Origin of the sequence: Stenotrophomonas maltophilia, from assembly GCF_013464915.1 — a bacterium.
In the GTDB taxonomy this organism is placed as follows: Bacteria; Pseudomonadota; Gammaproteobacteria; order Xanthomonadales; family Xanthomonadaceae; genus Stenotrophomonas; species Stenotrophomonas maltophilia_AT.
Genome location: NZ_RAVT01000037.1, coordinates 43,780 through 68,181 on the forward strand (window position 1 = coordinate 43,780; position 24,402 = coordinate 68,181).

The following is a 24,402-nucleotide window of genomic DNA, read 5'->3' on the forward strand; positions in this document are numbered from 1 at the left end:
TGCGCTTGAAGCGAAAATTCCTGCAGAGCGGAAACGCGGGTTGATTCAATCCTCGCCAGCCACGAATGCTGCGAGATCGGCAATCGAAATCGCTTACGGGAGAAGCCGTCCTGCATACCAGGCACCACAGGATCAGGCCTCAGCTCACGACTGAATTCCGTAGTCCCTGAGCGTTGGATAGAATATGACCCACTGCGTAATCGTAAGATTGATGGTGCCGTGCACTGTTGCCAGCTGGGTCGTGCTCAACCTGAATTGACAAGCCAATACGCAGAGAAGTATCGAAAACAGGAAGGATGAAACAAATGCACCGACGTGGACTGCAGCAAATGCAGCACTAACGATGATGGTGCCTAGAAAACGCCCAAAGTAGTGCGATGTGCCATCAAAAAGCAGGTGCCGCACAACCTTCTCCTCAAAAAGAGGTGCGACGACGCAGCTGGTCACCAAGCCCAGGACATAGAACCTGGTGGGGATTTCGCCAAAAGGGATGAAGGTGGTTTCGGGTATTGCAGGGATGCCGATGGCAAGAATCCAGACTGCTCCCCCAACGGCCCCAACAGCCACCAGAGCGGCTCCAAGCCGAAACGTCCACTCTCTTCGGGACTCATTGGGAAGCAGCCAGACGCAAACAGCAAAGGCGACAATTTCGGTCATTGCCTTTGATCCGAAAACGTCAAAATGGCGCAGAACTCCCTGTGCCGCACCGACACCCACAATTGCAATTGCAGCTACGAATATCTTGTTTTCCGCTATGGGACGAGGCTTCCAGCGCGCGACCTTTGTAATCAAAATGTTCTCCCAAGGGCCCAGGCCCGAACTCGGGCCTGGGCCGATGCTTCCGCCTCTACATCATCATGAACCGTGCATCAAAGGCTTGGCCTTGAGCCGACGCCACCGAGGCGGGCGATCAGACTGCCCGGATCATCGAGCCATGAGGTAATGGTAGATCAAGCCAGCAGCGCCGATCCCACTGAATGGCGCAACCCTTCCATACATATAGGCAGCCTCTCCAAGGTCGTGCAGGGTGCCGCTGATATGAGTGCCTTCGCTGGAACCAACCTGGAAGTTGATTCCGCGCGTACCACCTGAAACTTCTGCAAGTTCAAAATGACTGAGATCACGCATAGAGCCTCCATTTCATAGTTGTCGGGACGTCCATCCTTCCGAACCCGCGCTGGGCGTCGGGCTGGAGCCATGCCACAGCGACAGTCACTCGTTTCGTTGCGACGTTGCACTGAAGCAGGACTCCCATGGAAAAACGGGGGAAGGCAGCATTTCCCCCAACCGCCCCGCTCATGACGTTCACAATTCATTCACATCGCACCATAAGCAGCAGGGGCTGGCCTGCCTGTGCTCTGGAGCAACGCGCCTTCGGCCGGGTCGACAGCATTCTTTCGGGGCTCGTCCCGGGATGCGATGAGTTGTCCGATCCCACCATCGGAATTGTGGCCAGGAAGCCAGAAACTCCGCCCACAAGCATCACCCCAGCTGCTCGCAGTTGCGCCACTTCGTTGACACGTACGCCACCGTAGAGGCCCTGTATCGGCGCCCAGAAGCGATGCGGTTGCCTCAATGCCCAGTGCGGGAAGCCCGCTTCGGTCGCCAGCCACAGTTCGTCATGCGTGAACGGAGGACCCGTCTCCAGCGCCGCCACTCCTGGCCGCTCCGTCGATAAGGCGATGCCTTCCATCAGGCCAATCTGCAGAAGCCGCAGCTTGCACAGGTGCGAGTGGGCCTGACGGGACCGAAGGCGACCTGGGGACCTGAGGCACGTAGCCAGCAACCGCAGCAGCCAACAGGTTCTTCCCCGTAGACTGCTCCATCAGTCACTTCAGCATCTCCACGCCCTGGAGCGTTTCCAGCTGATCACTCGCAACGTGCGTTCCGTCGCGCAGCTTCATGCCTTCAATGATCAAGTCCCTGCGCTACCAGTACATACCCGCCCGCAGGCAGGCTCAGGCAGAGGACGAACCAGGAAGCGCAGGCCCAGCCGGGGCATTCATCGGTCGCCACGACCGAGATCTACGTGCGAAAAAAGAGGGGGGTCCAAGGCCACTCCGACGCGGTGAATCGCGGAGCAGTCTGGATATCGCGGAGCGCCTGAGACGGCGCAAACCGTTGGGAGACATGGAGCGGGCGATGGGAATCGAACCCACGTCAGTAGCTTGGGAAGCTACAGCTCTACCATTGAGCTACGCCCGCGTTGCGGTGGAAAGTCTATGCGGAGGGACCGGTACAGCGCAATGGTGGCCACCGCATCCGCGCGGGGTCAGAGCCCTTTCCTTGCGGAAAGGGATCCGACCCCGGCGGTTCCTGCTTAGAAGCTGCCGCTGAAGTTGGCGAACAGCGTTGCGTCCTGGGCACGCTTCTGCCCGGCCGAAGCGCTCACGCCGAAATTGCTCTGCAGCCCGAACAGTTCGGTGCGGGCGCCCAGCACGACAGTCGCGTAGTCCTTGTCGAACTTCAGGCCCGGCACACGGTAGCTGCCCAGCTCCGGCAGGGTCTGCAGCCACGCGCTGGCCTGCTTGGTGTCTTCGAACTCATGGTCGTAGGTCAGCTGCGCGTACGGCTTGAGGGTGCCGCCATCGAAGCGGGCCTGCCAGCCGATGCGGCCAACGGTCGAATCAACGTTCTGGCGGTCGTAACCCAGCGCGGTAGCCAGGGTGCCGGCCGCAGCGCTTTCGGTGTAACCATCGATCTTCACCTTCTGCCAGATCACCGAAGCGATCGGACCGTGGCGGAAGCCGCCTTCGGTGCCGAACTCGTAACCGGCATTCAGGGCGGCGGTCAGGTTGCTGCCGTCCGGCGAACCGCCGTGCTCGCGGGTGGCCGGGCCGAGCTGGACCTTGCGGTTCACGTCGTACGACAGCCAGGTGTAGCTGACCTGGCCGTTCACCCAGATGCGATCGCCGTACCAGCCGGCAAACAGACCGGCGGTGGTGTCCTTCTGGGTGAAGTCGCCACGGCTGTTGCCGAAGTCGGCGTTGAGGCGGCCGAAGCCGGCGAAGCCACCGAACACCATGCCGTCGCGCGCCCAATCGATGCCGAACAGGCCGGCCGGCGCCAGGCCGTCGTACAGATCCGCGTGGTCGTAGCGCTGCAGGTCACCGCGCACGCCACCCCACCAGGACAGGCCATCGGCCGGACGGCCGCCCAGGTGCATGCTGACCTGATCGGCACGCGAACGACCGATGGTCTGCGCCGAGTGGCTCAGTACCTGCTGCAGGCGCGGGGCTTCCAGCACCGAGACCGCGTACTGGCCCAGCAGCTGGTGGCCCGCCGTGGTCGGGTGCACGCCATCGGCGAACAGATAGGTGTTGGCCGCATCCGGGCTGACATAGCTGGTCGGATTGCAGCCGATGATGCTCGCGGTGGAGTTGTTCGGATCGATCTTGCAGGCGGTGCTGGTGACGTTGGTGAAGCCGTACATCGCCGGGTTGGCTGCCACTTCGCCCAGCACGGTGAAGGTATCGAGCGGGATGAACTCGATGCCGGCCTGCTTCAGGCCACCGTACAGGGCCTTGTTGTAGCCGGCCGACAGCGCGGTGGCGGTGGCCGCGTTCGGGCCGCGGAAGGCCGGGGTCAGGCCGACGTTCGGCAGGTTCGGCACCAGCACGTACTGTGCACCGGCCTGCTTCAGCGCACCCACCAGGGCGATCTGGTCGGTGACAGCCGCGCCGATGATGGCCTGCGCCTGCGCTGGCGCAGCGGCAGCAGCGAACAGGTCGTTGGCACCACCCCACACCGTATACAGGACATTGCCGTCAGCCTTGCCGCCATTTGCGGCGAGGTAACGGGCGGCCTGCGACTTCAGCGACGGGATGGTCCCCATTGCGCTCGGCACGTCCACGCCAACGCGGGCGCCGCCGGCCGCATAGTTGTCACCGTTCTGGCCGTTGCCGTTGGCGCCGCCGTTGAGGCCGTAGTAATTGGCAACCTGCTGCGACCACACCCAGCCCGGGTTGGTGGTGAACTGGCCGGTGACCGGCTGCACGCCCGGATCGAGCAACGGGCGGAAATAGCCGGCATCGGTGAGGCTGTCACCGAAGAACACGGCCTTGGAATACGGGGACTCGCCTGCCATGGCCGGAAGCGCGGCCAGCGCGATCGCGGCCGCCATCAGGGAGCGGATCGGGTGTTTGCTGAGCTGCATGTAGGAAACTCCTTTGGGGAAATCGTTGGGGACCCGGCGGACGTACGCCGGCGCACGGTGAATGGTTTCACTGCACCGCGTTTTGCTCACGCTGCGCCGCCGCATGGATTGTCGCCCGATCGCCGGGAAACCTGCTGTGCCGGAGCTGGCGCCCCGTTCAATTTGCAAGCGTTCCGATCCCGGCGGGCTATAGGCGACAATGCGCGGATGAACATCCAGCTCAATGGCGAACCCCGCACCCTGCCCGCTTCGGCGACCCTCCACGACCTGCTGGAGGCCGAGCAGTTGCTGCAGCGCCGGGTGGCCGTGGAGGTCAACGGCGAGATCGTCAGCCGCAGCCGCCACGGCGAACATGTACTGGCCGAGGGTGATGTGGTCGAGATCGTGCACGCGCTGGGCGGGGGCTGAGACCTGCCTTGGTAGTGCCGGCCGCTGGCCGGCAATCCGACGCCGTGAGGCACCCTGCATCTGCCGGCCAGCGGCCGGCACTACCCTCACCCTCCTGCGGACAGCACCACCATTGCGTGATCCCATCTTCAGGCGGATAGGCGATAATCCCGCCATGAACGTTCATGTCTCCCCCGATTCGCTGGTGATCGCCGGCAAGACCTATGGCTCGCGGCTGCTGACCGGCACCGGCAAGTTCAAGGATCTGGAAGAAACCCGCCTGGCCACCGAGGCTGCAGGCGCCCAGATCGTTACCGTGGCGATCCGCCGCACCAACATCGGGCAGAACCCGGGCGAGCCGAACCTGCTCGACGTGCTGCCGCCGGAGCGCTACACGATCCTGCCCAACACCGCCGGCTGCTACACCGCCGAAGACGCGGTGCGCACCTGCCGGCTGGCCCGTGAGCTGCTGGACGGCCACAACCTGACCAAGCTGGAAGTGCTGGGCGACCAGAAGTCGCTGTACCCGGATGTGGTGCAGACCCTCAAGGCCGCCGAACAGCTGGTCAAGGACGGCTTCGAAGTGATGGTCTACACCTCCGACGACCCGATCCTGGCCAAACGCCTGGAAGAGATCGGCTGCGCTGCGGTGATGCCGCTGGCCGCGCCGATCGGTTCGGGCCTGGGCATCCAGAACAAGTACAACCTGCTGCAGATCATCGAAGACGCCAAGGTGCCGATCATCGTCGACGCCGGCGTCGGTACCGCCTCCGATGCGGCGATCGCGATGGAGCTGGGCTGCGACGGCGTGCTGATGAACACCGCCATTGCCGGTGCGCGCCACCCGGTGCTGATGGCCAGTGCCATGCGCAAGGCGGTCGAGGCCGGCCGCGAAGCCTTCCTGGCCGGGCGCATTCCGCGCAAGCGCTACGCCAGCGCCTCCTCCCCGGTGGATGGGCTGATCGGCTGATGACCAATCCTTTCGACAGCGCCGGTTCCAAGGCCCCGCCCAAGCCCTTCACCGTGAGCGAGGGCCGCCGCGAGGTGCGCAGCTTCGTGTTGCGCCAGGGCCGTTTCACTCCCGCCCAGCAGCGCGCGTTCGACGAACGCTGGCCGCGCTTCGGCATCGACTACAACGGCCAGCCGCGCGACCTGGACGCCACCTTCGGCCGCCCGGCGCACAAGGTGCTGGAAATCGGCTTCGGCAACGGTGCCGCGCTGCGCTTCGCCGCCCAGCATGATCCGTCGCGCGATTACATCGGCATCGAGGTGCACGCCCCGGGCGTGGGCCGCCTGCTGAACGCGCTGGCCGAGGACAACGCCGACCACGTGCGCCTGTACCACCACGATGCCGTGGAGGTGCTGCAGAACGAGATTGCCGACGGCGCGCTGGATGAAGTGCGCATCTACTTCCCGGACCCGTGGCACAAGAAGCGCCACAACAAGCGCCGCCTGCTGCAGCCGGCGTTCGCCGAGCTGCTGGTGCGCAAGCTGCGCCCGGGTGGCCGCCTGCACTGCGCGACCGACTGGGAAGACTACGCCGAGCAGATGTGGGACGTGCTCGATGCCACCGCCGGCCTGGTCAACCGCGCCGGCCCGCGTGGCAGCGTGCCGCGACCGGACTGGCGCCCGCAGACCCACTTCGAGACCCGCGGCCAGAAGCTCGGCCATGGCGTCTGGGACCTGTTGTACGACCGCACCTGACGATCGCCTGAGGACACCGCGCCCCACATGGATACCGCGCTGACGCTGACCAACGACATGAAGCTCGTGCTCGGGCTGGTCGGCTTCACGATGGCGATGTTCCTGTTCGAGCGCATCCGCGCCGACGTGGTCGCGCTGGTGGTGCTGGTGGTGCTCGGTGTCACCGGGCTGATCGCGCCGGAGGAAATCTTCGGCGGCTTCTCCGGTAACGCGGTGATGAGCATCATCGCCACCACCATCCTCGGTGCGGGCCTGGACCGCACCGGGGCGCTGAACCGGCTGGCCGCGTGGTTGCTGCGGCGCGGCCATGGCGTCGAGCAGCGGCTGCTGATGATGACCACGGCCATTGCCGGCCTGAACTCCTCTTTCATGCAGAACCCGTCGGTGATGGCGCTGTACCTGCCGGTCGCCTCGCGACTGGCAGCGCGCACGGGCCTGACCCTGCAGCGCCTGCTGCTGCCGATCTCGGCGGCGATCGTGATGGGCGGCGCGCTGACCATGGTCGGCAACTCGCCGCTGATCCTGCTGAACGACCTGCTGGCCTCGGCCAACAACAACCTGCCCTCGGGCCTGGCCACCATCGAGCCGCTGCGCATGTTCGCGCCGCTGCCGATCGGCGTGGCCCTGCTGATCGCCTCGCTGCTGTACTTCCGCTACTACGGCGACCGCAAGCTGGTTGAAGAAGAAAGCCTGGTCAACGACGGCGTCACGCCGGCACGCACCGAGAGTTACTTCGCCAAGACCTACGGCATCGAAGGTGATGTGTTCGAGCTGGTGGTCAGTGCCGAAAGCCCGCTGGTCGGCATGACCCTGGGCGAGGCCGAGAACCTGCACGATGCGCCGCTGCTGCTTGCCCTGAAGACCGGCAACGACACCCGTCTGGCGCCGCCGGCGGAGATGCGCATCTGGGTCGGCAGCGTGCTCGGTGCGATGGGGCCGCGTGAGCAGATCAACGACTTCGCGCAGAACCAGTTCCTGCGCATGTCCTCGCGGCTGAAGCACCTGGGCGACCTGTTCAACCCCAGCCGCGCCGGTATTTCCGAGGCGGTGGTGCCTCCGACCTCGAACGTGATCGGCAAGAGCGCGGCCGATCTGCGCCTGCGCAAGGAGCGCGGCATCAGCCTGCTGGCGATCAACCGCGACAAGCAGGTGATCCGCGAGGACGTGCGCGATGTGCAGCTGCGTGCCGGCGACATGCTGGTCTTCCACAGCATCTGGACCGACCTGGCGCAGGCCGCGCGCAGCCGTGACTTCGTGGTGGTGACCGACTACCCGACCGGCGAGCAGCGCCCGCACAAGTTCAAGATCGCCATGGCGATCTTCGCGCTGACCATCCTGATCGCGCTGACCAGCAAGCTGCCGGTGGCGCTGACGCTGATGACCGGCGTGGCCGGCATGCTGCTGACCGGCGTGCTGCGCATGGACGAGGCGTATGCCTCGATCAACTGGAAGACGGTGTTCATGATGGCCGGGCTGATTCCACTCGGCTGGGCAATGGACTCCAGCGGCGCGGCGGCGTGGGTAGCCGGGCATACGATCGACAAGCTGCCGACCGGTATCCCGGTGTGGGTGCTGGAGGTGGCGCTGGCGCTGTTGACCACGGCGTTCTCGCTGGTGATCAGCCATGTGGGCGCGACCATCGTGATGGTGCCCATTGCGGTGAACCTGGCGCTGGCGGCGGGCGGCAACCCGACCGCATTCGCGCTGATCGTGGCGCTGTCGGCGTCCAACAACCTGATGACGGCCTCCAATCCGGTGATCTCGATGATCACCGGCCCGGCCAACTACACCCCGCGCGAGATGTGGCGGGTCGGCGGACCGCTGTCGCTGATCTATACCTGCGTGGTGGTGCTGATGATCAACCTGATGTTCTGAGGGTGGGGTTTGTTGGCAGGGCTGCGCCCTGCACCCGCAGAGGCCGAAGCAACGGCAACGGCAAAAGCGTGCATTTCGTGGGATGGCGGGGTGGGTCCGGTTGCGGGGGACGCCGTAAACCCGTCCGTGGGGGCTTGGCCGCGGCATCCATGCCGCGGACACCCCCGCAACCGGCCCCACCCCGCCTTCGACAGATTTCTGCGATCTGCCAGAACGGCGTCGTGCACCGCTCTGGTAGGTGTCGACCTTGGTCGACACGGTAGATCCACGCCATGCGTGGATGGATCTCTGGATGCCTGTTGATCCGGCGGCTGCGGACCGTTGGTCCGCGCGCGGCTGTTGGTAGGTGCCGACCTTGGTCGACACGGTAGATCCACGCCGTGCGTGGATGGATCTCTGGATGCCCGTTGATCCGGTGGCTGCGGACCGTTGGTCCGCGCGGCTGTTGGTAGGTGTCGACCTTGGTCGACACGGTAGATCCACGCCATGCGTGGATGGATCTCCGGATACCTGTTGATCCGGTGGCTGCGGACCGTTGGTCCGCGCGCGGCTGTTGGTAGGCGTCGACCTTGGTCGACACCGTAGATCCACGCCATGCGTGGATGGATCTCTGGATGCCTGTTGATCCGGTGGCTGCGGACCGTTGGTCCGCGCGCGGCTGTTGGTAGGTGTCGACCTTGGTCGACATGGTAGATCCACGCCATGCGTGGATGGATCTCTGGTCGACACGGTAGATCCACGCCGTGCGTGGATGGATCTCTGGATACCCATTGATCCTGTGGGTGCGAACCTTGGTTCGCACGCCGGTTGCCTCAGGCCAGGTAGACCTGCCCGTCGCGCACGTCCACCGGCACCGCACGCAGGCGGTCGCCCTTGCACGGGCCGGCAATGCAGTCGCCGCTGTCCAGTGCGAACGAGGCGCCATGCGCGGCGCACACCAGGTGGCCCTCACGGCTCTTCAGGAACTGGCCCGGGGCCCAGTCCAGGCGGCGGCCGGCGTGCGGGCAGATGTTCAGGAACGCACGCACCTGCGCACCGTCGCGGTACAGCACCAGCGATTCGGCATCGCCATCAACCACCGCTTCGACCTCGGCAAACGCGCCATCGGCAATGGCATCAAGGGCGATCAGGGCAGCAGCGGCAGTCATGGCGAAGGCTCGGACAGTAAACGCGCATTGTCGCACGCCCGCTCAGGTGACTGGCTGCAACATGAACACAAGTCATTGATTCGTAATAAGCACAGGCTATATTTAACGAGTTTTTCACTCAATGACAGTGGCGCGTCCCGATACTCTGGTTTCGCTGATCCCAGCCTATCGAGCCGCCATGTTCAATCGCGCATCCGCCTTCAACCAGTTCCGCACCCTGTTCGCGCCGCGCAAGCCGCGCCATCCGTTGGTGCGCGTTGCCGTGGGCCTGCTCGGCCTGGCGATCCTGGCCGCGATGGTGTTCATCGGCGTGTTTGTTGGTGCAGCGATGATCCTGGTCGGCCTGGCATGGAAGCTGCTGGCTTCGCGCAAGCCGGGCACTGCGCGTCCGGTCGATCCGACCGTGGTCGAAGGCGAATACCGCGTGGTGCGCAAGCCGGTGCTGCCGGCCTCGCGCTGATCCGCATCTTCGGCGCCCGCTGACGGCGGGCGCCATGCGTTCTAGACTGCGGGCACGCCCTTCCTGGATGCCCGCATGCCCGATGTCTCCGATGTGATCCCTGCCGTAGCCCTGCCGCGTGTACCGGTGGTGGGCGGTGGCAGTTTCCCCGTGCACCGCATCTACTGCGTCGGCCGCAACTTCGCCGACCATGCCCGCGAGATGGGCGCAGCGGTGCCGGCGGCCGATGACCGCGGCCGCCCGATGTTCTTCAGCAAGCCGGCCGATGCCATCGTGGTCGGCCACGACGATGCCATCCCCTACCCGCCGGCAACCGCCAACCTGCACCACGAAGTGGAACTGGTGGTGGCGATCGGCCGCGATGCGCCTGCCGGTGAGTTGGCCGTGGCCGATGCCGAAGCACTGGTCTACGGCTACGCCGTCGGCCTGGACCTGACCCGCCGCGACCTGCAGGCTGCGGCCAAGGACAAGGGCCACCCATGGGATGCCGCCAAGGGCTTCGATGCCTCCGCGCCGATCAGCGAAATCGTCCACGCCGAGGAAGTCGGCGACCTGGCCGCGCTGAACCTGTCGCTGGAGGTCAACGGTGAAGTGCGCCAGCAGGCGCTGCTCGACCAGATGATCTGGAACGTGCCGGAGATCCTGCATGAGCTGTCCAAGCTGTGGCAGCTGCGTGCCGGCGACCTGGTGTTCATGGGCACCCCATCCGGGGTGGCTGCATTGAAGCCGGGCGACCGCTTCAGTGCCCGCCTGGAAAACGTGGCCGAGCGCCACGGCGTGATCGCCGGCTGACATCACCTGCGCTACCCTGCGCGCTGTCCACTTCCCCCACCGGAGAAAAACAACAATGGGAATGCTCACCGAGTTCAAGGAATTCGCGATGCGCGGCAACGTCATCGACCTCGCCGTCGGCGTGGTGATCGGCGCGGCCTTCGGCAAGATCGTGACGGCGCTGGTCGAGAAGATCATCATGCCGCCGCTGGGCTACCTGATCGGCCGCGTGGACTTCTCCAGCCTGGCCTGGACCCTGTCGCCGGCTCACCTGGGTCCGGATGGCAAGGAGATTCCGGCCGTGGTGGTTGGCTACGGCGACTTCATCAATACCATCATCCAGTTCGTGATCGTGGCCTTCGCCATCTTCGTCGTCGTCAAGGCGATCAACCGCCTGTCGCGCAAGCAGGAAGCCGCCCCGGCCGCACCGGCCGAGGAAGTGGTGCTGCTGCGCGAGATCCGCGACAGCCTGAAGAAATAAGGCAGCCTACCGGTAGTGCCGGCCGCTGGCCGGCAACATCGGAACATGCGGGAGCCGGCCAGCGGCCGGCACTACCGCGACTGCACGAAAGCCCCGCTCCGGCGGGGCTTTCGCTTTGCCGGACATGGCGGAAAACAGCGTTCGCGCCGGCCATGACCTCCCGCCCATGCGCGGGCCTGAACGACTGTTAAGCTCCAAGGCTTGGTCCCTTCCGGAGTTGCCCATGCGTCGCCGCGTCCTTGCCATCGCATCCTCCCTCGCCCTGCTGGCCGCTCCGGCCTTTGCGGCGCCCCACACCACCACCCTGCCGCCGGCGTCGCTGGCCACCGCTGCGCAGCTGCGCGACCAGGCACTGGCCGACGACACCGGCTGGAAGGTGGTCGAATCGCTCACCACCGAAATCGGTCCGCGCATTGCCGGCAGCGAAGCCGACGCCCGTGCCGTGGCCTGGGCCGAAGCCAAGTTCAAGGCATTGGGCTTCGACAAGGTGTGGAAGGAACCGGTGACCTTCCCGAAGTGGGAACGCCGCAGTGAACATGCCGCGGTGACCGGCAGGAACCCGCAGCCGCTGCAGATCACGGCACTGGGCGGCAGCCCGGGCGGCACCGTGGAAGCGGAAGTGGTGCGCTTCGCCGACCTGGCCGCGCTGCAGGCGGCACCGGCCGGTTCGCTGAAGGGCAAGATCGCCTTCGTCGATTACCAGATGCTGCCGTTCCGCGATGGCCGCGACTACGGCCGTGGCGGCGCGATCCGCAGCAAGGGCCCGTCCGAGGCGATCCGCAAGGGCGCGATCGGCTTCCTGATGCGCTCGGCCGGTACCGATTCGCACCGCGTGCCGCACACCGGCATCACCCGATTTGACGATGGCCTGACCCCGGTGCCGTCGGCAGCACTGTCGGTGCCCGACGCCGACCAGCTGGCCCGCCTGCTGGCCCGTGGCAGCACCACGGTGAAGGTGGCGCTGGACTGCGGCTGGGATGGCACGGCAACCTCGTACAACGTGATCGGCGAGATCACTGGCCGCAGTCTGCCGAAGGAAGTGGTGGTGATCGGCGGCCACCTGGATTCGTGGGACCTGGGCACCGGCGCGGTCGATGACGGCGCGGGCGTGGGCATCACCATGGCCGCTGGCCACCTGATCGGCCTGCTGAAGCAGGCGCCGAAGCGCACCATCCGCGTGATCGCCTTCGCCAACGAAGAACAGGGCCTGTACGGCGGCAAGGCCTACGCCGAGGCGCATGCCAAGGACGTGGCCCTGCACCAGCTGGCTGCCGAGAGTGACTTCGGTGCCGGCCGCATCTATGCCTTCAATACCGGTTCGCCGAACCCGGAAGGCTCGCGCGAGGCCACGAAGCAGATTGCCGAAGTGATGAAGCCGCTGGGCATCGAGTACCAGGCCGACAAGGGTGGCCCGGGCCCGGACGTCGGCCCGCTGGCCGCCAAGGGCGGTGCGTGGGCGTGGCTGGCGCAGGATGGTTCGGACTACTTCCACCTGCACCACACCGCCGACGACACGCTGGACAAGATCGACCCGAAGGCGCTGGCACAGAACGTGGCCGCCTATGCGGTGTTCGCGTACCTGGCCGCGGAAGCCGATGGCAGCTTCGGCAGCGAAGCCAAGGCGACCACGCCACCGAACGAGTGAAATTCTGAAGGCGGAGGACGCTGAGTTGCAGGCTCAGCGTCTCCCCCTCTTTCCTTCAACTGCGAGCATCCCCATACAGACAATCCGTCTTCCTGGAAAGTACGCGTGGAAGGATTCGAACTACTCGACCAGATGGATTTCCACTTGGGTTTCCATAGCGCATACCCGTTCTGGCTGGGACAACGCGTCAACATCTATGATCCCGAACAGAATCAATGCCTTCTCGGCATCATTCCGGAAGTGAAGGCGTGCCTGCAAACCGAACGATTCAATGCGGCAATCTGCGTCAACGGTTTAATGCTGCTGAATGTGCGGCACCTTTCGCAGACCGCGCCAGACATGGGCATTTCAGGTGATTTTGATCAGTCCGCAATATGGATGGATCGACACTTGGATTACGCCAATGCACTTCAGCTGTGCTTGGAATCGGAGTCGATAAAGCATCCTGACTCCTACGAAGTCTCCGCCACTGCAACCCGGGCGAAGGAGATATGCAAGGTCGGATTCCTCGACGGCCGCCCCGTAAACGTCAGCTTTGGCACGGCTCGCACCTTGACCACGGTCATGCATGCGCTGTCCGGATGGGTAGCTGGAGGCGCCCTTACGCCTTCTCCCCTGGAAGCACCCGGATGGAGAATTCCCCACGAAGTAGTTCATGTCGAAGCTGCTCGGTTTGCGCTGCAGAAATTCGCGCTCATAGCACGCAACGAACATCACGTCACATGGCTCTCCTATCTGCTCAAGGCCAAAACCGCATACGCCGACAACGACTACAGGATGTCATTCGTCCTCTCATGGTTCATCATCGAGTCCTCTCTCCGGTGGCACTGGATGATCGAGAACGAGGAGAACGTTAGATCTCCCGAAACCTGGAAGATCATCGACGATCTTTGTGCAGGGAAACTGATCTGCGACGAACAAAAGCGCGCCCTCACGTCTTTGCGGAAGCTGAGAAACGAACTCATGCACAATCCCGCCGACACCGTCTGCCAGCCAATTCAATGTTACGAGGCTGGACAGATCGCGTGTGATCTTGCGCTGCTCGGCACCGACGTGGACCTCGTAACATCGTGGCGCACCAAGGTGCAGTTCTGAACCAAATGTTGCTGGAGAAGCGTCCCCGGCTCGTTTACTTCTCGAGCCGAGGCACTTCCAACTGGACCGGCAGACGTGGACTCGAATCACCCTAGCCTGTCTGCAGCTCTCACCTCACGCGGCGACTGGCCCACTGCGCCAGCAGCACTGCCGTGGCCGAGGCCACGTTCAGGCTCTCCACCGCACCACTGCCGGGGATCGAGACCTGCAGGTCGCACTGCCCTGCCAGGCCACGGTCCATGCCTTCGCCTTCGGCGCCCATCACGTACACCAGCCGCTCCGGCAGGGACGCGCGGAACACGTCATCTCCGCCCTCGACCAGGGTTGCGGCCAGGCCGAAACCGGCACTGCGCAGCTGTGCCATCGCCTCTGCAGTCTCCGGCAACTGCACCAGCGGCACCGATTCCGCACCGCCTTCCGCCACGCGTGCGGCAGCACCGGACAGTGCCAGCGTGCTGCCGGCCGGCAGCAGCAGCGCCTTGACGCCGAAGTGCGCGGCCGAGCGCAGGATCGCGCCGAAGTTGTGCGGGTTGCCGACACCATCCAGCCACAACGCCAGCACCGGGCCCTGCTCCAGATCGGCCAGCCACTGCGCCAGCGGCACGACCGGCGCACGCAGCACGTCGGCCACCAGGCCTTCGTGATGGGTGGTGGCGGCCAGCTTGTTGAGGTCGCCTTCCTCGACGACGCGGTAGCCCACGCGGTTGGCCACGCACCACTTCAGCACCGGCTGCATGCGCGGAATCAGCGCGTCCACCAGGTACAGCTTGCGCAACGCCTGCGGGCGCTTGGCGAACAGCGCCTGCACGGCGTTCCAGCCATACAGGCGCAGTTCGTCGTTGCCGCGCCCCGGCGGCGGCGGGGTGCCGCCCTCACGCGGAGGCAGCGGGGTGGCCCGCGGCGGTCGCGACGACGGGCGGCGGGCGTTCTTCCAGGGATCATTCACTACGGGACAACTCCAGCTTGCGTTGACGCCAGAAATCGGCGTTCTTGATGCCCAGGGCATCGGGGTCGAAGGTCGGATCGAGGCCGAGCTTCTTCTGTCGTTCGTAATCACGCAGGGCCAGCATGGCCGGCTTCTGGATGATGAGGATGGCAATGATGTTCAGCCAGGCCATCAGGCCCACGCCGATGTCACCCAGCGCCCAGGCCAGGGTGGCATTGTGGAACGCACCGAACACCACCATGCCGATGATGCCCAGGCGCAGCAGCAGCACGGTCAGCGGGCGCTTCTTGTTGTGGTTCACATAGCTGAGGTTGGTCTCGGCCATGTAGTAGTACGCCATGATGGTGGTGAAGGCGAAGAAGAAGATGGCGATCGAGACGAACGCCGAGCCCCAGCCCGGCAGCACGGCTTCAACGCCCGCCTGCGCGTAGCCCGCGCCTTCTGGAATGCCGGCCAGGCCCTGGAAGATCGGCGGAGCGCTGGCGCCTGCCGGCGAGTACACATTGTAGGTGCCACTGGCCAGGATCAGGAACGCGGTGGCGGTGCACACCATCATGGTGTCGAAGTAGATGGCGAAGGCCTGCACGTAGCCCTGCTTGGCCGGGTGCAAGACTTCCGAGGCGGCTGCCGCGTGCGGGCCCGAACCCTGGCCGGCTTCGTTGGCGTAGATGCCGCGCTTGATGCCCCACTCCACCGCCAGGCCCATCATCGCGCCGAATGCGGCGTGGGTGCCGAAGGCACTCTTGAAGATGATGCCGAACATTTCCGGCACGCGGTCGTAGTTGATGATCATGATGACGATGGCCATCAGGATGAAACCTGCGGCCATGAACGGCACCACCACTTCGGCGAAGTTGGCGATGCGCTTGACGCCACCGAAGATCACCACGCCCAGCAGCAGGGCCACCACGATGCCGATGCCCAGCTTCAATGCCTGCACCGATTCCATGCCGAAGGCCTGGCCATCGAGCGGGCCGCACAGCGCGGTACCACGGCAGGCGTTGATGATGCTGTCGGCGATGGCATTGGCCTGCACGCCCGGCATCAGGAAGCCGGCAGCGATGATCGTGGCGATGGCGAAGGCCAGCGCGTACCACTTCAGGCCCATGGCCTTTTCGATGTAATAAGCCGGGCCACCGCGGTAGCGGCCTTCGGCGTCCTTGGTCTTGTAGATCTGCGCCAGGGTGCATTCCACGTACGAGGTGGACGCGCCGAGGAAGCCCATCACCCACATCCAGAAGATGGCACCGGGGCCGCCGAAGGCGATGGCGGTGGCCACGCCGGCGATGTTGCCGATGCCCATGCGGCCGGCCATCGACATGGCCAGGGCCTGGAACGAGGACACGCCGGCGTCGGATTTCTCACCCTTGACGGTGAGGCGGCACATCTCGACGAAACCCCGGATCTGCATGAAGCGGGTGCGCAGGCTGAAGAACAGGCCAGCAGCCAGGCACATGAAGATCAGTGCCTTGCTCCAGATGATGCTGTTGATGAAATGTACGGTAGCTTCCACGCGCGCTCTCTCCAGTCGGCGGGTTGTAAGGACGTCCCGTCGGCTGGAAGGGACCGGTCGATTCTCCCTGATCGAAGGCCGCTGCGGTAGCGCCGGAAGGAACGGGGGAGGCAGGCGGCCTCGGGAGGGCCGGAACAGCGGCGGTAGAGTCGACTGTCAGTCGACTGCTCTCCTTCAAGCTGCGGAAAAACCCGCGCTGCGCGCGATAGTCGACTGACAGTCGACTCTACCCCTCCCCCTCCCCGGCTGCTCAGGGCAGCTGGGTGCGCACCCGGGCGAAGCGGCGCAGGTCGTGCAGTTCGCCGCGCTTGTAGACCGCACAGCGGTCCACGCCTTCTTCCTGGAAACCGTTCTTTTCCAGCACCCGCGCCGAGCCGAGGTTGAAGTCCACTACCCCGGCCTGCAGCCTGAACAGGCGCAGCTCGTCCATCACCCACGGCACGAACAGGCCGACCACGCGGGTCATCAGGCCCTGGCCCCAGTAGGCCTGGCCCAGCCAGTAGCCGAGTTCAGCCATATGACCGCGCTCGGCACTGCCCTGCTGCGCGCCGACGCTGCCGCAGGCCTGGCCGTCGATCTCAATGGCCAGATTCAGGGTACCCGGCGTCAGCACGCGACCGGCGAGGAAGGCTTCGCCATCGGCCCGCGTGTACGGGTACGGGAAGCGGTCGCGCAGGCCACGCGATACGTCGGGGTCGTTGGCGTGGCGCAGCAATGATTCGAGGTCGTCGGGGTGCCAGGGGCGCAGTCGGAAGCCTGGGCCTTCGAGGTGTGGGGTCAGAGCCCTTTCCCTTTGGGAAAGGGATCCGACCCCGTCAGGCACCCCGCCGGCGCGAGGGTCAGGCATGCCCGCCGACCGAGGGCGACTCGGCTTCCTGCTTCTCCAGCTCGCGCTTCACCGCTTCCGGCGAGCGCGTGTACGGGGCCAGCCGCGCGTAGAACGCCGGCACCACGAACAGCGACAGGAAGGTCGAGAGGGTCACGCCGAAGATGATCACGATGCCGATGGTGCCACGGCTGGCCGAGCCGGGACCACCGGCTACCACCAGCGGGATCGCACCGACCACGGTGGCGATCGAGGTCATCAGGATCGGGCGCAGGCGCACCATCGCCGATTCGATGATGGCCTCGCGCACCGTGCGCCCGTCATCGCGCAGCTGGTTGGCGAATTCGACGATGAGGATGCCGTTCTTTGCCGCCAGGCCGACCAGCATGACGATGCCGATCTGGCTGAAAAGATTCACCGTGCCCCCGCTCACCCACAGGCCCACCAGCGCGCCCAGCACGCCCAGCGGCACGGTCAGCATGATGGTGAGCGGGTGGATGAAGCTTTCGAACTGCGCGGCCAGCACCAGGTACACCACCAGCAGGGCCATGGCGAAGGTCAGCAGCACGGCGCCACCGGCACTCTGGTACTCGCGCGATTCGCCCTTCCAGTTCACCTGCGCGTACTGCGGCAGCTCTTCGCGGGCCACGTTCTGCGCCCAGGCGATGGCCTCGCCCAGCGGATAGCCTGGCGCCAGGCCGGCGGTGATGGTGATCGAGCGCAGGCGGTTGAAGCGGTTCAGCGTGCCCGCCTCGGCCACTTCACTGAGCGTGACCAGGTTGGACAGCGGCACCAGCTCACCGGAGGTGGCACGCACGCGGATCGCGGCCAGGTCGGCCGGGCTGGCGCGTCCATCGCGACCGGCCTGGACCAGCACGTCGTACTCCTCACCGTTGTCGACGAAGGTGGTGACACGACGCGAACCCATCATGGTTTCCAGCGCCGAACCGATTGCGGTGACCGGCACGCCGAGGTCGGCCGCACGCTGGCGGTCGATGTTCACCCGCATCTGCGGCCGGGTTTCCTTGTAGTCCGAATCCGGGCCGACCAGGCCGGGATTGTCGGCCATGCGCAGCAGGATGCGGTCGCGCCACTGGGCGATTTCCGCGTACTCCGGCCCGCCCAGCACGATCTGGAAGGGCTGGCCGCCACTGCGCACCAGGCCACCGCCCACCTGCGTGCGAACGCGCACGCCGCGCATGGTGTCCAGTTCCTTCTGCAGCTCATTGGCCACTTCCGGCGTGCCCTCGCTGCGCTGGCGCCACGGCTGCAGGAAGATGCTGACGCGGCCGGTGTGCATTTCCTCGCTGGCACCCCAACCACCCGGCACGCGCGGATTGGCACGCACGATCGGCTTGTCCGGGCCGACATGCGGCGCCAGCAGCGCTTCCACCTGCTGTACCTGCTGCACGGTGTAGTCGTAACCGGCGCCTTCCGGGCCGTCGATCATGATCTGGAATGAACCGCGGTCTTCGGCCGGCGCCAGCTCCGACGGCAGCAGCTTCAGCAGGCCCCAGCTGGCGGCCAGCGCGGCCACCATCACCAGCAGGTAGATCCAGGTGCGGTCGACATGGTGGTCGAGCACGCGGCCATAGCCCGAGGCCAGGCGTTCCAGGTTGCGGTTGATGAAGCCATGCAGGCCGCGCGGTGCCTGCCCGGTGTGCGGCTTGAGCAGCTTGGAGGCCATCATCGGCGTCAGCGTCAGCGCCACGAACGCGGACAACGCCACTGCTGCCGCCAGCGCCACCGCCAGTTCGCGGAACAGGCGACCGGTATTGCCTTCCAGGAAGCCGACCGGCAGGAACACCGCCACCAGCACGGCGGTGGTGGCGATCACCGCGAAGGCAACCTGCGTGGTACCGCGCTTGGAGGCCACCAATGGGGGCTCGCCCAGATCGATGCGGCGCTGCACGTTCTCCACCACCACGATCGCATCGTCCACCACCAGGCCGATGCACAGCACCAGCGCAAGCAGGGTCAGCAGGTTGATCGAGAAGTCGAACGCATACAGTGCGATGAACGCCGCGACCAGGCAGACCGGCACCGTCACCGCCGGAATCAGTGCGGCGCGGAAGCTGCCCAGGAACAGCCAGATCACCGCCAGCACCAGGATCATCGCCTCCACCAGCGTGGCGTAGACGCGGTCCACGGCGGCTTCGATGAAGGTGGTGTTGTCGAACGCCACGAAGATCTGCGTGCCCTTGGGCAGCGACAGCGCGACGCGTTCCGCTTCGGCACGCGCGGTGCGGGCCACGTCCAGCGAGTTGGCGGTGGAGGTCTTGACGATACCCAGGCCGATGCCGGGCTCGCCGTTGCTGCGGTAGTACGCGCGACGCTCGGCCGAGGCCAGTTCGATCTTCGCCACGTCGCCCATGCGCACCACGTAGCCGTCGCGGCCCTTGCCCAGCGGGATGGTCGCGAAGTCTTCCGGCTTGATGTAGTTGCGCTCCACGCGCAGGGTGAAATCGCGGTCGGTCGACTCGATGCGGCCGGCCGGCAGTTCCACGTTCTCGTTGCGCAGTGCGGTTTCCACATCACCCGTGGTCAGCCCGCGCGCGGCCAGCTGGTCGCGATCCAGCCAGATGCGCATCGCATAGCGCTGGCGGCCACCGATGCGGACCTGGGCCACGCCATCGAGGCTGGAAAAACGATCGACCACATAACGGTCGGCGTAATCGCTCAGCTCCAGCGTGTCCATGGTCGAGGAGACCATGTTGAACCAGATGATCGGGTCGGCATCGCTTTCGACCTTGGCGATCTCCGGCGGGCGCGCTTCCTCCGGCATGCGGTCGGCGACGCGGCTGACCGCATCGCGCACGTCATTGGCCGCCGCTTCGATATCGCGGTTGGAGGTGAACTCGATGCTGACCTGCGAGCGGCCGTTGGTGCTGCGCGCGTTGATGGTATCGATGCCTTCGATGCCAGCCAGTGCATCTTCCAGCACCTGGGTGATGCGGCTTTCGATGACGGCTGCCGAGGCGCCGGTGTAGTCCACCGACACCGACACGATCGGTGGATCGATGGCGGGCAGTTCGCGCAGGGTCAGGCGGGTGAAGGACATCACGCCCAGCACCAGCAGCAGCAGGCTCATCACCACGGCGAACACCGGCCGCTGGATGGAGATGTCGGACAGCTTCATCCGCCGTGGCCCTCGGCCGCGACCGGTGCCGGTGCATCAGCCGGCTTCGCACCGCTGGCCGGTGCCGCATCCCTGGCCGCGACCTTCAGGCCCGGGCGCAGCTTGCCGGTGCCGTCGACCACGATGCGCTGGCCGGCGTCCAGCCCCTGCTTGATCTCGACCACGCCGGCACGGCGCGCACCGGTCACCACGTCCACGCGCTCGACGCTGTCGTCGTTCTTGATGCGGTACACGAAGGTATCGCGGCCCACCTGCACCACGGCGATTTCCGGCACCACCAGTGCCGGGCGCTCGGGGCGGAACAGGCGCACGTCCAGCAGCATGCCCGGGCGCAGCGCGTGGTCGCCGTTGGCGAAGTCGGCACGCACGGTCACCGCGCGGGTAGCCGGGTCGATGCGCGCATCGATGGTGCTGACCACGCCTTCGAAGCTGCGGCCCGGCCACGCCACGCTGGTGGCGCTGACCTTGTCACCGACACCCAGTGCGGCCAGTTCCACTTCCGGCACCTGGAAATCGATGTGCATGTGCTCGATGTCGTCGAGCGTGGCGATCACCGTGGTCGGCGTCAGCAGCGTGCCCGGGCTGACCTGGCGGATGCCAAGCACGCCAGCGAACGGCGCGCGCACGCGGCGGTCACCGATGTCCGACTGCATCTGCGCCACGCGCGCCTCGGCGGCATCGCGGATCGACTTCTGCGTATCCAGCGTGGCGCTGGAGACCAGCCGCTGCGTGGCCAGCTCGCGCTGGCGCTTGTACAACTGGTCGGCCTCGTGGAAGGTGGCCTGCGCCTGCACCAGCGCCGCTTCCTGGGCCTGCCCGCGCAGGGTCACGATCGGTGCACCGGCGGCGATGTGCTGGCCGCTTTCGAAATGCACCTTCTCGACGATTTCGCTGACCTTGGCGGTGACGCTGATCGACTCGCGCGCCTTGGCCGTGCCCAGCGCCTGCAGGGTGTCATTCCACTGCGTGGGCTGCACCACCTGCGCGGTGACCGGCACCGCTTCGCCCTGCCGACGTGCGGCGGCCTCCTGTTTGCCTGCGCACCCGGCCAGTACGGCCAGGCTGAGGCCAAGGGCCAGGGTCGAAGCGATACGAGCCAACATGAACGGTCCTGATTGATCCACGGCCGCCGAGTGTAGGCAAGGGCCCGCAGAAGCGGTATGTGCCAAGCGTTTACCAGCGTGGAACCGAAGCCGTGATAGCGCCTTGAACCCGTTCCGTGCAAGGCTGCACATGGCAGTGTCGGCGTGTGTCGGGGTGTATCCAGCCGTGCACCGCAGGCGTTGCCATCGTAGAGTCGAAGCTGCCCGACGGAGGGCGTTGGGCAGGGGGCGGATCCTGGCGGGGATCCGGCCCCGTTTTTTTGTCCGGCAGCAACGCCAGGCATGGCCCGGCGCTACCGTTCCGCACGCGGGTCAATACCGGTAGCTCACCTTCATCCACAGGCTGCGCCCGGGCTCGTTGATGCGCACCGGATCGGCCGGGAAGCCGAAGTCGGCGCTGCCGGCCAGGTTCAGGTGCTCGCTGTAGGCGCGGTCGAACAGGTTGTCGATGCCTGCACTGAGCTGCAGCTGCGAACTGAAACGGTACGCGGCGTTGAGCGCGAACGTGGCGAAGCCGGCACTCGGCCCGAGGTCCTGGGCCACCACGTTGCCCTGCCCATCGGCAACGCGATGCTGGTGGGTCACCGCGCGCAGCAGTGCCCCGGCAGTCCAGCGCTGGCCTTCCCAGTTCGCACTCAGGCGGGCTTCCAGCGGCGGCATCTGCGGCAGCGGACGCTGCTGGTCGCGGTTCTCGCCCCAGGCGTAGGCCAGCGTGCCGCCCAGCTTCCACTGTTCGGCCAGGCTCACTTCCAGCCCAGCCTCGGCACCGGCGATGCGCGCATCGATGTTGCTGGCCTGGCTCATGCCCATCATGCCGCTACCGTGATAGGTGAACAGGATGTAGTCCTGGATCTGCCCGGCGTAGGCCGAGACCCAGGCCTGCACGCGTGGGCCCTTGTACTGCAGGCCGACGTCAAGCTGGGTGGTGCGCTCGGGCTGGATGCCGGTGAATGCGTTCACCGCACCGGACGGGCCGTGGTCGGGCGAGAACAGCTCCCAGTAATCGGGCATGCGCTGGCTGTGGCCGAGACCGGCATACCAGGTCAGGCCGTCGGCCAGGTCCTGCTCGTAGCGCAGGAAACCGCTGCCGAGCCACTCCTTGCGCGTCTGCCCGGCGGTGGGATTGGGCCGGTTGCCCATCATGCCGCGGATCGACTGCCGCTCATCGCGCACGCTGGCGCGATCGATGCGCAGGCCACTGATCCAGCGCTGGTCGGTGCCGGCGCCCAGCGTCAGTTCGGTGAACACGCCATAGCGACGGAAGTTGGCATCGGTCTCCCACGCTGCCTGGCGGTAGGTATCGCGGCCCATGCCCATGCGGCCGCGGTGGCGGCTGTCTTCGCCATCCACGCCCGCCACCAGCTGCACGTCCTGCCAACGCCACTCGGAACTGACCCGGCCGCCCTGGGTACGGCGGTCCACGTTCGACGCCATCGGCATTGGCATCATGCTGTTGGGATTCGGCGTGCGCAGCGTGTAGTTGTCCATCACGTGGTCGGCTTCGTTGTAGTACACGTTGGCCTGCACCGTGTCCCACGCGCCCGGCAGGTTGCGCTTCTCGAAGCGTGCCGCGTAGCTGGTGCGCTCGAACGCGGCGCCGTCCATGCCGCGCCCGGCGTAGCGCGCGATCGCATCACCGGCACCGGCGGAGATTTCCAGCAGCGTATCGGCGTCCGGCGTCCAGCCAATGGCCACATCACCGTTCCACTTGCGCCACTTCGACGGCACCACCTCACCGTGGCCGTCCTTGTAGTCATCGGCTTCGGAGCGGTTGCCGCTGACGCGCACGTACCCGGTCGGGTTGCCCAGGGTCAGGTCCAGTACCTGGTCGTTGCGGTTGCGCGAACCGACCAGCGCGCTGGCATCGGCACGCAGGCCGGGTTCATCGAAGCGCGGTGTATCGCGCTCGAAGCGCACGGTGCCAGCCGACGCACCTGCGCCCCAGCGCACGCTCTGCGGGCCCTTGATGATGGTCAGCCGGTCGAAACTCTCCGGGGCGATGTAGGACAGCGGATTGTCCATGCGCGACGGGCAGGCTCCGATCAGGTTGCCGTCGTTGCTGAGGATGTTCAGGCGCGAACCGAACATGCCGCGCAGCACCGGGTCACCGTTGGTGCCGCCATTGCGGATGGCGGAGAAGCCGGGAACGGTTTTCAGGTAATCGGCACCGTCGCTGGCCGGTACCGGTTGCCGCGGCAGGCGCGGATCGGTCACCCAGTGCAGTGGCGACGACGGCGCGGCGGCGGTGACCACCATCGTGTCGAGGGTGCGCGCCTCGTCGGCAGGCGCAGCGTGGGCCAGTGACGCGGCCACGGCCAGGCCAAGGGCAACCGGCAGGCGCGCGCAGGCGCCCGCGGGGCGGGAAGTCATTTTCATCGGAACAGCTCCAAGGTACGCACGCGCGCACGGCGCCCGGTCAGGCGTCGTGCGGCAGATTCATGGGGATATCAGCGGACGATGGAGAGGCGCGGTGGCCCACGTGCGGCATGCGCTGGCCAGTGCAGCGCGGGCAGCACCTGCTGCGACCACGGGAATACCAGGCGCGGCCGCCACAGCAACGGCAACAGCAGCACCAGCACCGCCAGCCACGGCAGCAGGCGCATGGCCAGCACGCAGTACTCGCAGGCTTCGCCATGCATGGCGTGGGGATCGGCCGGGCGGTTGGGCGCGGCCGGCGCAGCGCCCTGCTGATCGTGCCCGCCCATGGCCATGTCGTGCATGTGATGGCCCATGGCGGCGTGGTCCATGCCCGCCATTGCGGTGTGGTCCATCGGCGGCGCCTGCAGCTCGCGGCTGACCAGCGGCGCAAGCACCATCAGCAGCGTCGCCAGGACGGCGAGCTGGAGCAGAAGGCGCTGCGGGCGGGACAAGCGGGTCACCGCGCTAGTGTAGAGGCGGGTCCAGGGTTGCCCTGTGCGACGAACGGTCGCAGGAGGGGGGTTGTCGGCAGGGCTGCGCCCTGCACCTGCCGAATCAACGTCAACGTCAAAAGCGGGCAATCCGTGGGATGGCGGGGTGGGTCCGGTTGCGGGAGACGCCGTAAATACGTCCATGTAGGCTCGGTCGCCGCATCCATGCGGCTCACGCCCCCGCAACCGGACCCACCCCGCCTTCGACAGATCTCTGCGGTCTGTCGGAACCACTCTCGGGGTG

20 protein-coding genes and 1 tRNA gene are annotated in these 24,402 nt (G+C 66.1%); 9 read left to right on the top strand and 12 right to left on the bottom strand.

What is annotated here, in order from left to right; genetic code table 11:
- Positions 1-144: 144 nt before the first annotated feature.
- The 4 genes from D7T59_RS13535 to D7T59_RS13550 all read right to left on the bottom strand — a co-directional run bounded on the left by D7T59_RS13535 (position 145) and on the right by D7T59_RS13550 (position 4,156).
- Positions 145-657, bottom strand: a complete 513-nt coding sequence (locus tag D7T59_RS13535; protein WP_258013188.1) for a CPBP family intramembrane glutamic endopeptidase — start codon at positions 655-657, stop codon at positions 145-147.
- 267 nt (positions 658-924) lie between these two features.
- Positions 925-1,128, bottom strand: coding sequence for a hypothetical protein (locus D7T59_RS13540; RefSeq protein ID WP_180853225.1), 204 nt, complete (start codon positions 1,126-1,128; stop codon positions 925-927).
- 1,003 nt (positions 1,129-2,131) lie between these two features.
- Positions 2,132-2,205: transfer RNA gene (locus D7T59_RS13545), tRNA-Gly, on the bottom strand.
- Between the two features lie 115 nt (positions 2,206-2,320).
- Positions 2,321-4,156, bottom strand: a complete 1,836-nt coding sequence (locus tag D7T59_RS13550; RefSeq protein WP_180853226.1) for an autotransporter outer membrane beta-barrel domain-containing protein — start codon at positions 4,154-4,156, stop codon at positions 2,321-2,323.
- Positions 4,157-4,363: 207 nt separating this feature from the next.
- On the opposite strand from D7T59_RS13550, the gene thiS reads away from it, so the two are divergent.
- The 4 genes from thiS to D7T59_RS13570 all read left to right on the top strand — a co-directional run bounded on the left by thiS (position 4,364) and on the right by D7T59_RS13570 (position 8,122).
- On the top strand, positions 4,364-4,564 hold the full coding sequence (thiS, locus tag D7T59_RS13555; protein ID WP_008265079.1) for a sulfur carrier protein ThiS: 201 nt from the start codon (positions 4,364-4,366) through the stop codon (positions 4,562-4,564).
- A gap of 154 nt (positions 4,565-4,718) precedes the next feature.
- The gene (locus tag D7T59_RS13560; protein ID WP_005410813.1) at positions 4,719-5,513 is read left to right on the top strand and encodes a thiazole synthase; all 795 of its coding nucleotides are present in this window, start codon (positions 4,719-4,721) and stop codon (positions 5,511-5,513) included.
- Positions 5,513-6,247, top strand: a complete 735-nt coding sequence (gene trmB / locus D7T59_RS13565; RefSeq protein WP_053501092.1) for a tRNA (guanosine(46)-N7)-methyltransferase TrmB — start codon at positions 5,513-5,515, stop codon at positions 6,245-6,247. Before D7T59_RS13560 ends, trmB begins: the two co-directional genes overlap by 1 nt.
- Positions 6,248-6,274: 27 nt before the next feature.
- A complete protein-coding gene (locus D7T59_RS13570; protein WP_164136212.1) occupies positions 6,275-8,122 on the top strand; it encodes an SLC13 family permease in 1,848 nt (615 codons plus the stop codon).
- An 812-nt stretch (positions 8,123-8,934) separates the two neighbouring features.
- Here the strand turns inward: D7T59_RS13570 and D7T59_RS13575 are convergent.
- Entirely contained in the window at positions 8,935-9,270 is a 336-nt protein-coding gene (locus D7T59_RS13575) for a Rieske (2Fe-2S) protein (protein WP_012511947.1), read from the bottom strand.
- A gap of 178 nt (positions 9,271-9,448) precedes the next feature.
- Here D7T59_RS13575 and D7T59_RS13580 point away from each other — a divergent pair, with 178 nt between their 5' ends.
- The 5 genes from D7T59_RS13580 (at position 9,449) to D7T59_RS13600 (ending at position 13,722) form a co-directional block, all read left to right on the top strand.
- Positions 9,449-9,730, top strand: a complete 282-nt coding sequence (locus tag D7T59_RS13580; RefSeq protein WP_049466016.1) for a hypothetical protein — start codon at positions 9,449-9,451, stop codon at positions 9,728-9,730.
- A 75-nt stretch (positions 9,731-9,805) separates the two neighbouring features.
- The gene (locus D7T59_RS13585; RefSeq protein WP_180853227.1) at positions 9,806-10,522 is read left to right on the top strand and encodes a fumarylacetoacetate hydrolase family protein; all 717 of its coding nucleotides are present in this window, start codon (positions 9,806-9,808) and stop codon (positions 10,520-10,522) included.
- 55 nt (positions 10,523-10,577) lie between these two features.
- Positions 10,578-10,982: a large-conductance mechanosensitive channel protein MscL gene (mscL, locus tag D7T59_RS13590; protein ID WP_164139207.1), complete on the top strand. Its 405-nt coding sequence runs from the start codon at positions 10,578-10,580 to the stop codon at positions 10,980-10,982.
- Between the two features lie 223 nt (positions 10,983-11,205).
- A complete protein-coding gene (locus D7T59_RS13595) occupies positions 11,206-12,627 on the top strand; it encodes a M28 family peptidase (protein WP_164139204.1) in 1,422 nt (473 codons plus the stop codon).
- Positions 12,628-12,732: 105 nt separating this feature from the next.
- Positions 12,733-13,722 carry a hypothetical protein gene (locus D7T59_RS13600; protein WP_180853479.1) on the top strand — a complete coding sequence of 330 codons (990 nt, stop codon included), beginning with the start codon at positions 12,733-12,735 and terminating at the stop codon, positions 13,720-13,722.
- A gap of 109 nt (positions 13,723-13,831) precedes the next feature.
- On the opposite strand, the gene D7T59_RS13605 is transcribed toward D7T59_RS13600, so the two are convergent.
- The 7 genes from D7T59_RS13605 to D7T59_RS13635 all read right to left on the bottom strand — a co-directional run bounded on the left by D7T59_RS13605 (position 13,832) and on the right by D7T59_RS13635 (position 24,128).
- Entirely contained in the window at positions 13,832-14,668 is an 837-nt protein-coding gene (locus D7T59_RS13605) for a TrmH family RNA methyltransferase (protein WP_180853480.1), read from the bottom strand.
- Entirely contained in the window at positions 14,661-16,181 is a 1,521-nt protein-coding gene (locus D7T59_RS13610) for an amino acid carrier protein (RefSeq protein ID WP_180853481.1), read from the bottom strand. The genes D7T59_RS13605 and D7T59_RS13610 overlap by 8 nt, the downstream gene beginning before the upstream one ends.
- A 250-nt stretch (positions 16,182-16,431) precedes the next feature.
- Positions 16,432-17,028, bottom strand: a complete 597-nt coding sequence (locus D7T59_RS13615; RefSeq protein ID WP_180853482.1) for a GNAT family N-acetyltransferase — start codon at positions 17,026-17,028, stop codon at positions 16,432-16,434.
- On the bottom strand, positions 17,021-20,146 hold the full coding sequence (locus tag D7T59_RS13620; protein WP_164139196.1) for an efflux RND transporter permease subunit: 3,126 nt from the start codon (positions 20,144-20,146) through the stop codon (positions 17,021-17,023). The genes D7T59_RS13615 and D7T59_RS13620 overlap by 8 nt, the downstream gene beginning before the upstream one ends.
- Positions 20,143-21,249, bottom strand: coding sequence for an efflux RND transporter periplasmic adaptor subunit (locus D7T59_RS13625; RefSeq protein WP_164139194.1), 1,107 nt, complete (start codon positions 21,247-21,249; stop codon positions 20,143-20,145). Before D7T59_RS13625 ends, D7T59_RS13620 begins: the two co-directional genes overlap by 4 nt.
- A 312-nt stretch (positions 21,250-21,561) precedes the next feature.
- The gene (locus D7T59_RS13630) at positions 21,562-23,625 is read right to left on the bottom strand and encodes a TonB-dependent copper receptor (RefSeq protein ID WP_180853483.1); all 2,064 of its coding nucleotides are present in this window, start codon (positions 23,623-23,625) and stop codon (positions 21,562-21,564) included.
- Between the two features lie 71 nt (positions 23,626-23,696).
- The gene (locus tag D7T59_RS13635; protein ID WP_180853484.1) at positions 23,697-24,128 is read right to left on the bottom strand and encodes a DUF2946 family protein; all 432 of its coding nucleotides are present in this window, start codon (positions 24,126-24,128) and stop codon (positions 23,697-23,699) included.
- Between the last annotated feature and the right edge of the window lie 274 nt (positions 24,129-24,402).

Coding starts and splice junctions, on each gene's coding strand:
- D7T59_RS13550 (WP_180853226.1), bottom strand. CDS start 4,156: ATGCAGCTCAGCAAACACCCGATCCGCTCCCTGATGGCGGCCGCGATC.
- D7T59_RS13585 (WP_180853227.1), top strand. CDS start 9,806: ATGCCCGATGTCTCCGATGTGATCCCTGCCGTAGCCCTGCCGCGTGTA.
- trmB (WP_053501092.1), top strand. CDS start 5,513: ATGACCAATCCTTTCGACAGCGCCGGTTCCAAGGCCCCGCCCAAGCCC.
- D7T59_RS13570 (WP_164136212.1), top strand. CDS start 6,275: ATGGATACCGCGCTGACGCTGACCAACGACATGAAGCTCGTGCTCGGG.
- D7T59_RS13620 (WP_164139196.1), bottom strand. CDS start 20,146: ATGAAGCTGTCCGACATCTCCATCCAGCGGCCGGTGTTCGCCGTGGTG.
- D7T59_RS13575 (WP_012511947.1), bottom strand. CDS start 9,270: ATGACTGCCGCTGCTGCCCTGATCGCCCTTGATGCCATTGCCGATGGC.
- D7T59_RS13540 (WP_180853225.1), bottom strand. CDS start 1,128: ATGCGTGATCTCAGTCATTTTGAACTTGCAGAAGTTTCAGGTGGTACG.
- D7T59_RS13625 (WP_164139194.1), bottom strand. CDS start 21,249: ATGTTGGCTCGTATCGCTTCGACCCTGGCCCTTGGCCTCAGCCTGGCC.
- D7T59_RS13630 (WP_180853483.1), bottom strand. CDS start 23,625: ATGAAAATGACTTCCCGCCCCGCGGGCGCCTGCGCGCGCCTGCCGGTT.
- D7T59_RS13560 (WP_005410813.1), top strand. CDS start 4,719: ATGAACGTTCATGTCTCCCCCGATTCGCTGGTGATCGCCGGCAAGACC.
- thiS (WP_008265079.1), top strand. CDS start 4,364: ATGAACATCCAGCTCAATGGCGAACCCCGCACCCTGCCCGCTTCGGCG.
- D7T59_RS13595 (WP_164139204.1), top strand. CDS start 11,206: ATGCGTCGCCGCGTCCTTGCCATCGCATCCTCCCTCGCCCTGCTGGCC.
- D7T59_RS13535 (WP_258013188.1), bottom strand. CDS start 657: ATGACCGAAATTGTCGCCTTTGCTGTTTGCGTCTGGCTGCTTCCCAAT.
- D7T59_RS13615 (WP_180853482.1), bottom strand. CDS start 17,028: ATGCCTGACCCTCGCGCCGGCGGGGTGCCTGACGGGGTCGGATCCCTT.
- mscL (WP_164139207.1), top strand. CDS start 10,578: ATGGGAATGCTCACCGAGTTCAAGGAATTCGCGATGCGCGGCAACGTC.
- D7T59_RS13580 (WP_049466016.1), top strand. CDS start 9,449: ATGTTCAATCGCGCATCCGCCTTCAACCAGTTCCGCACCCTGTTCGCG.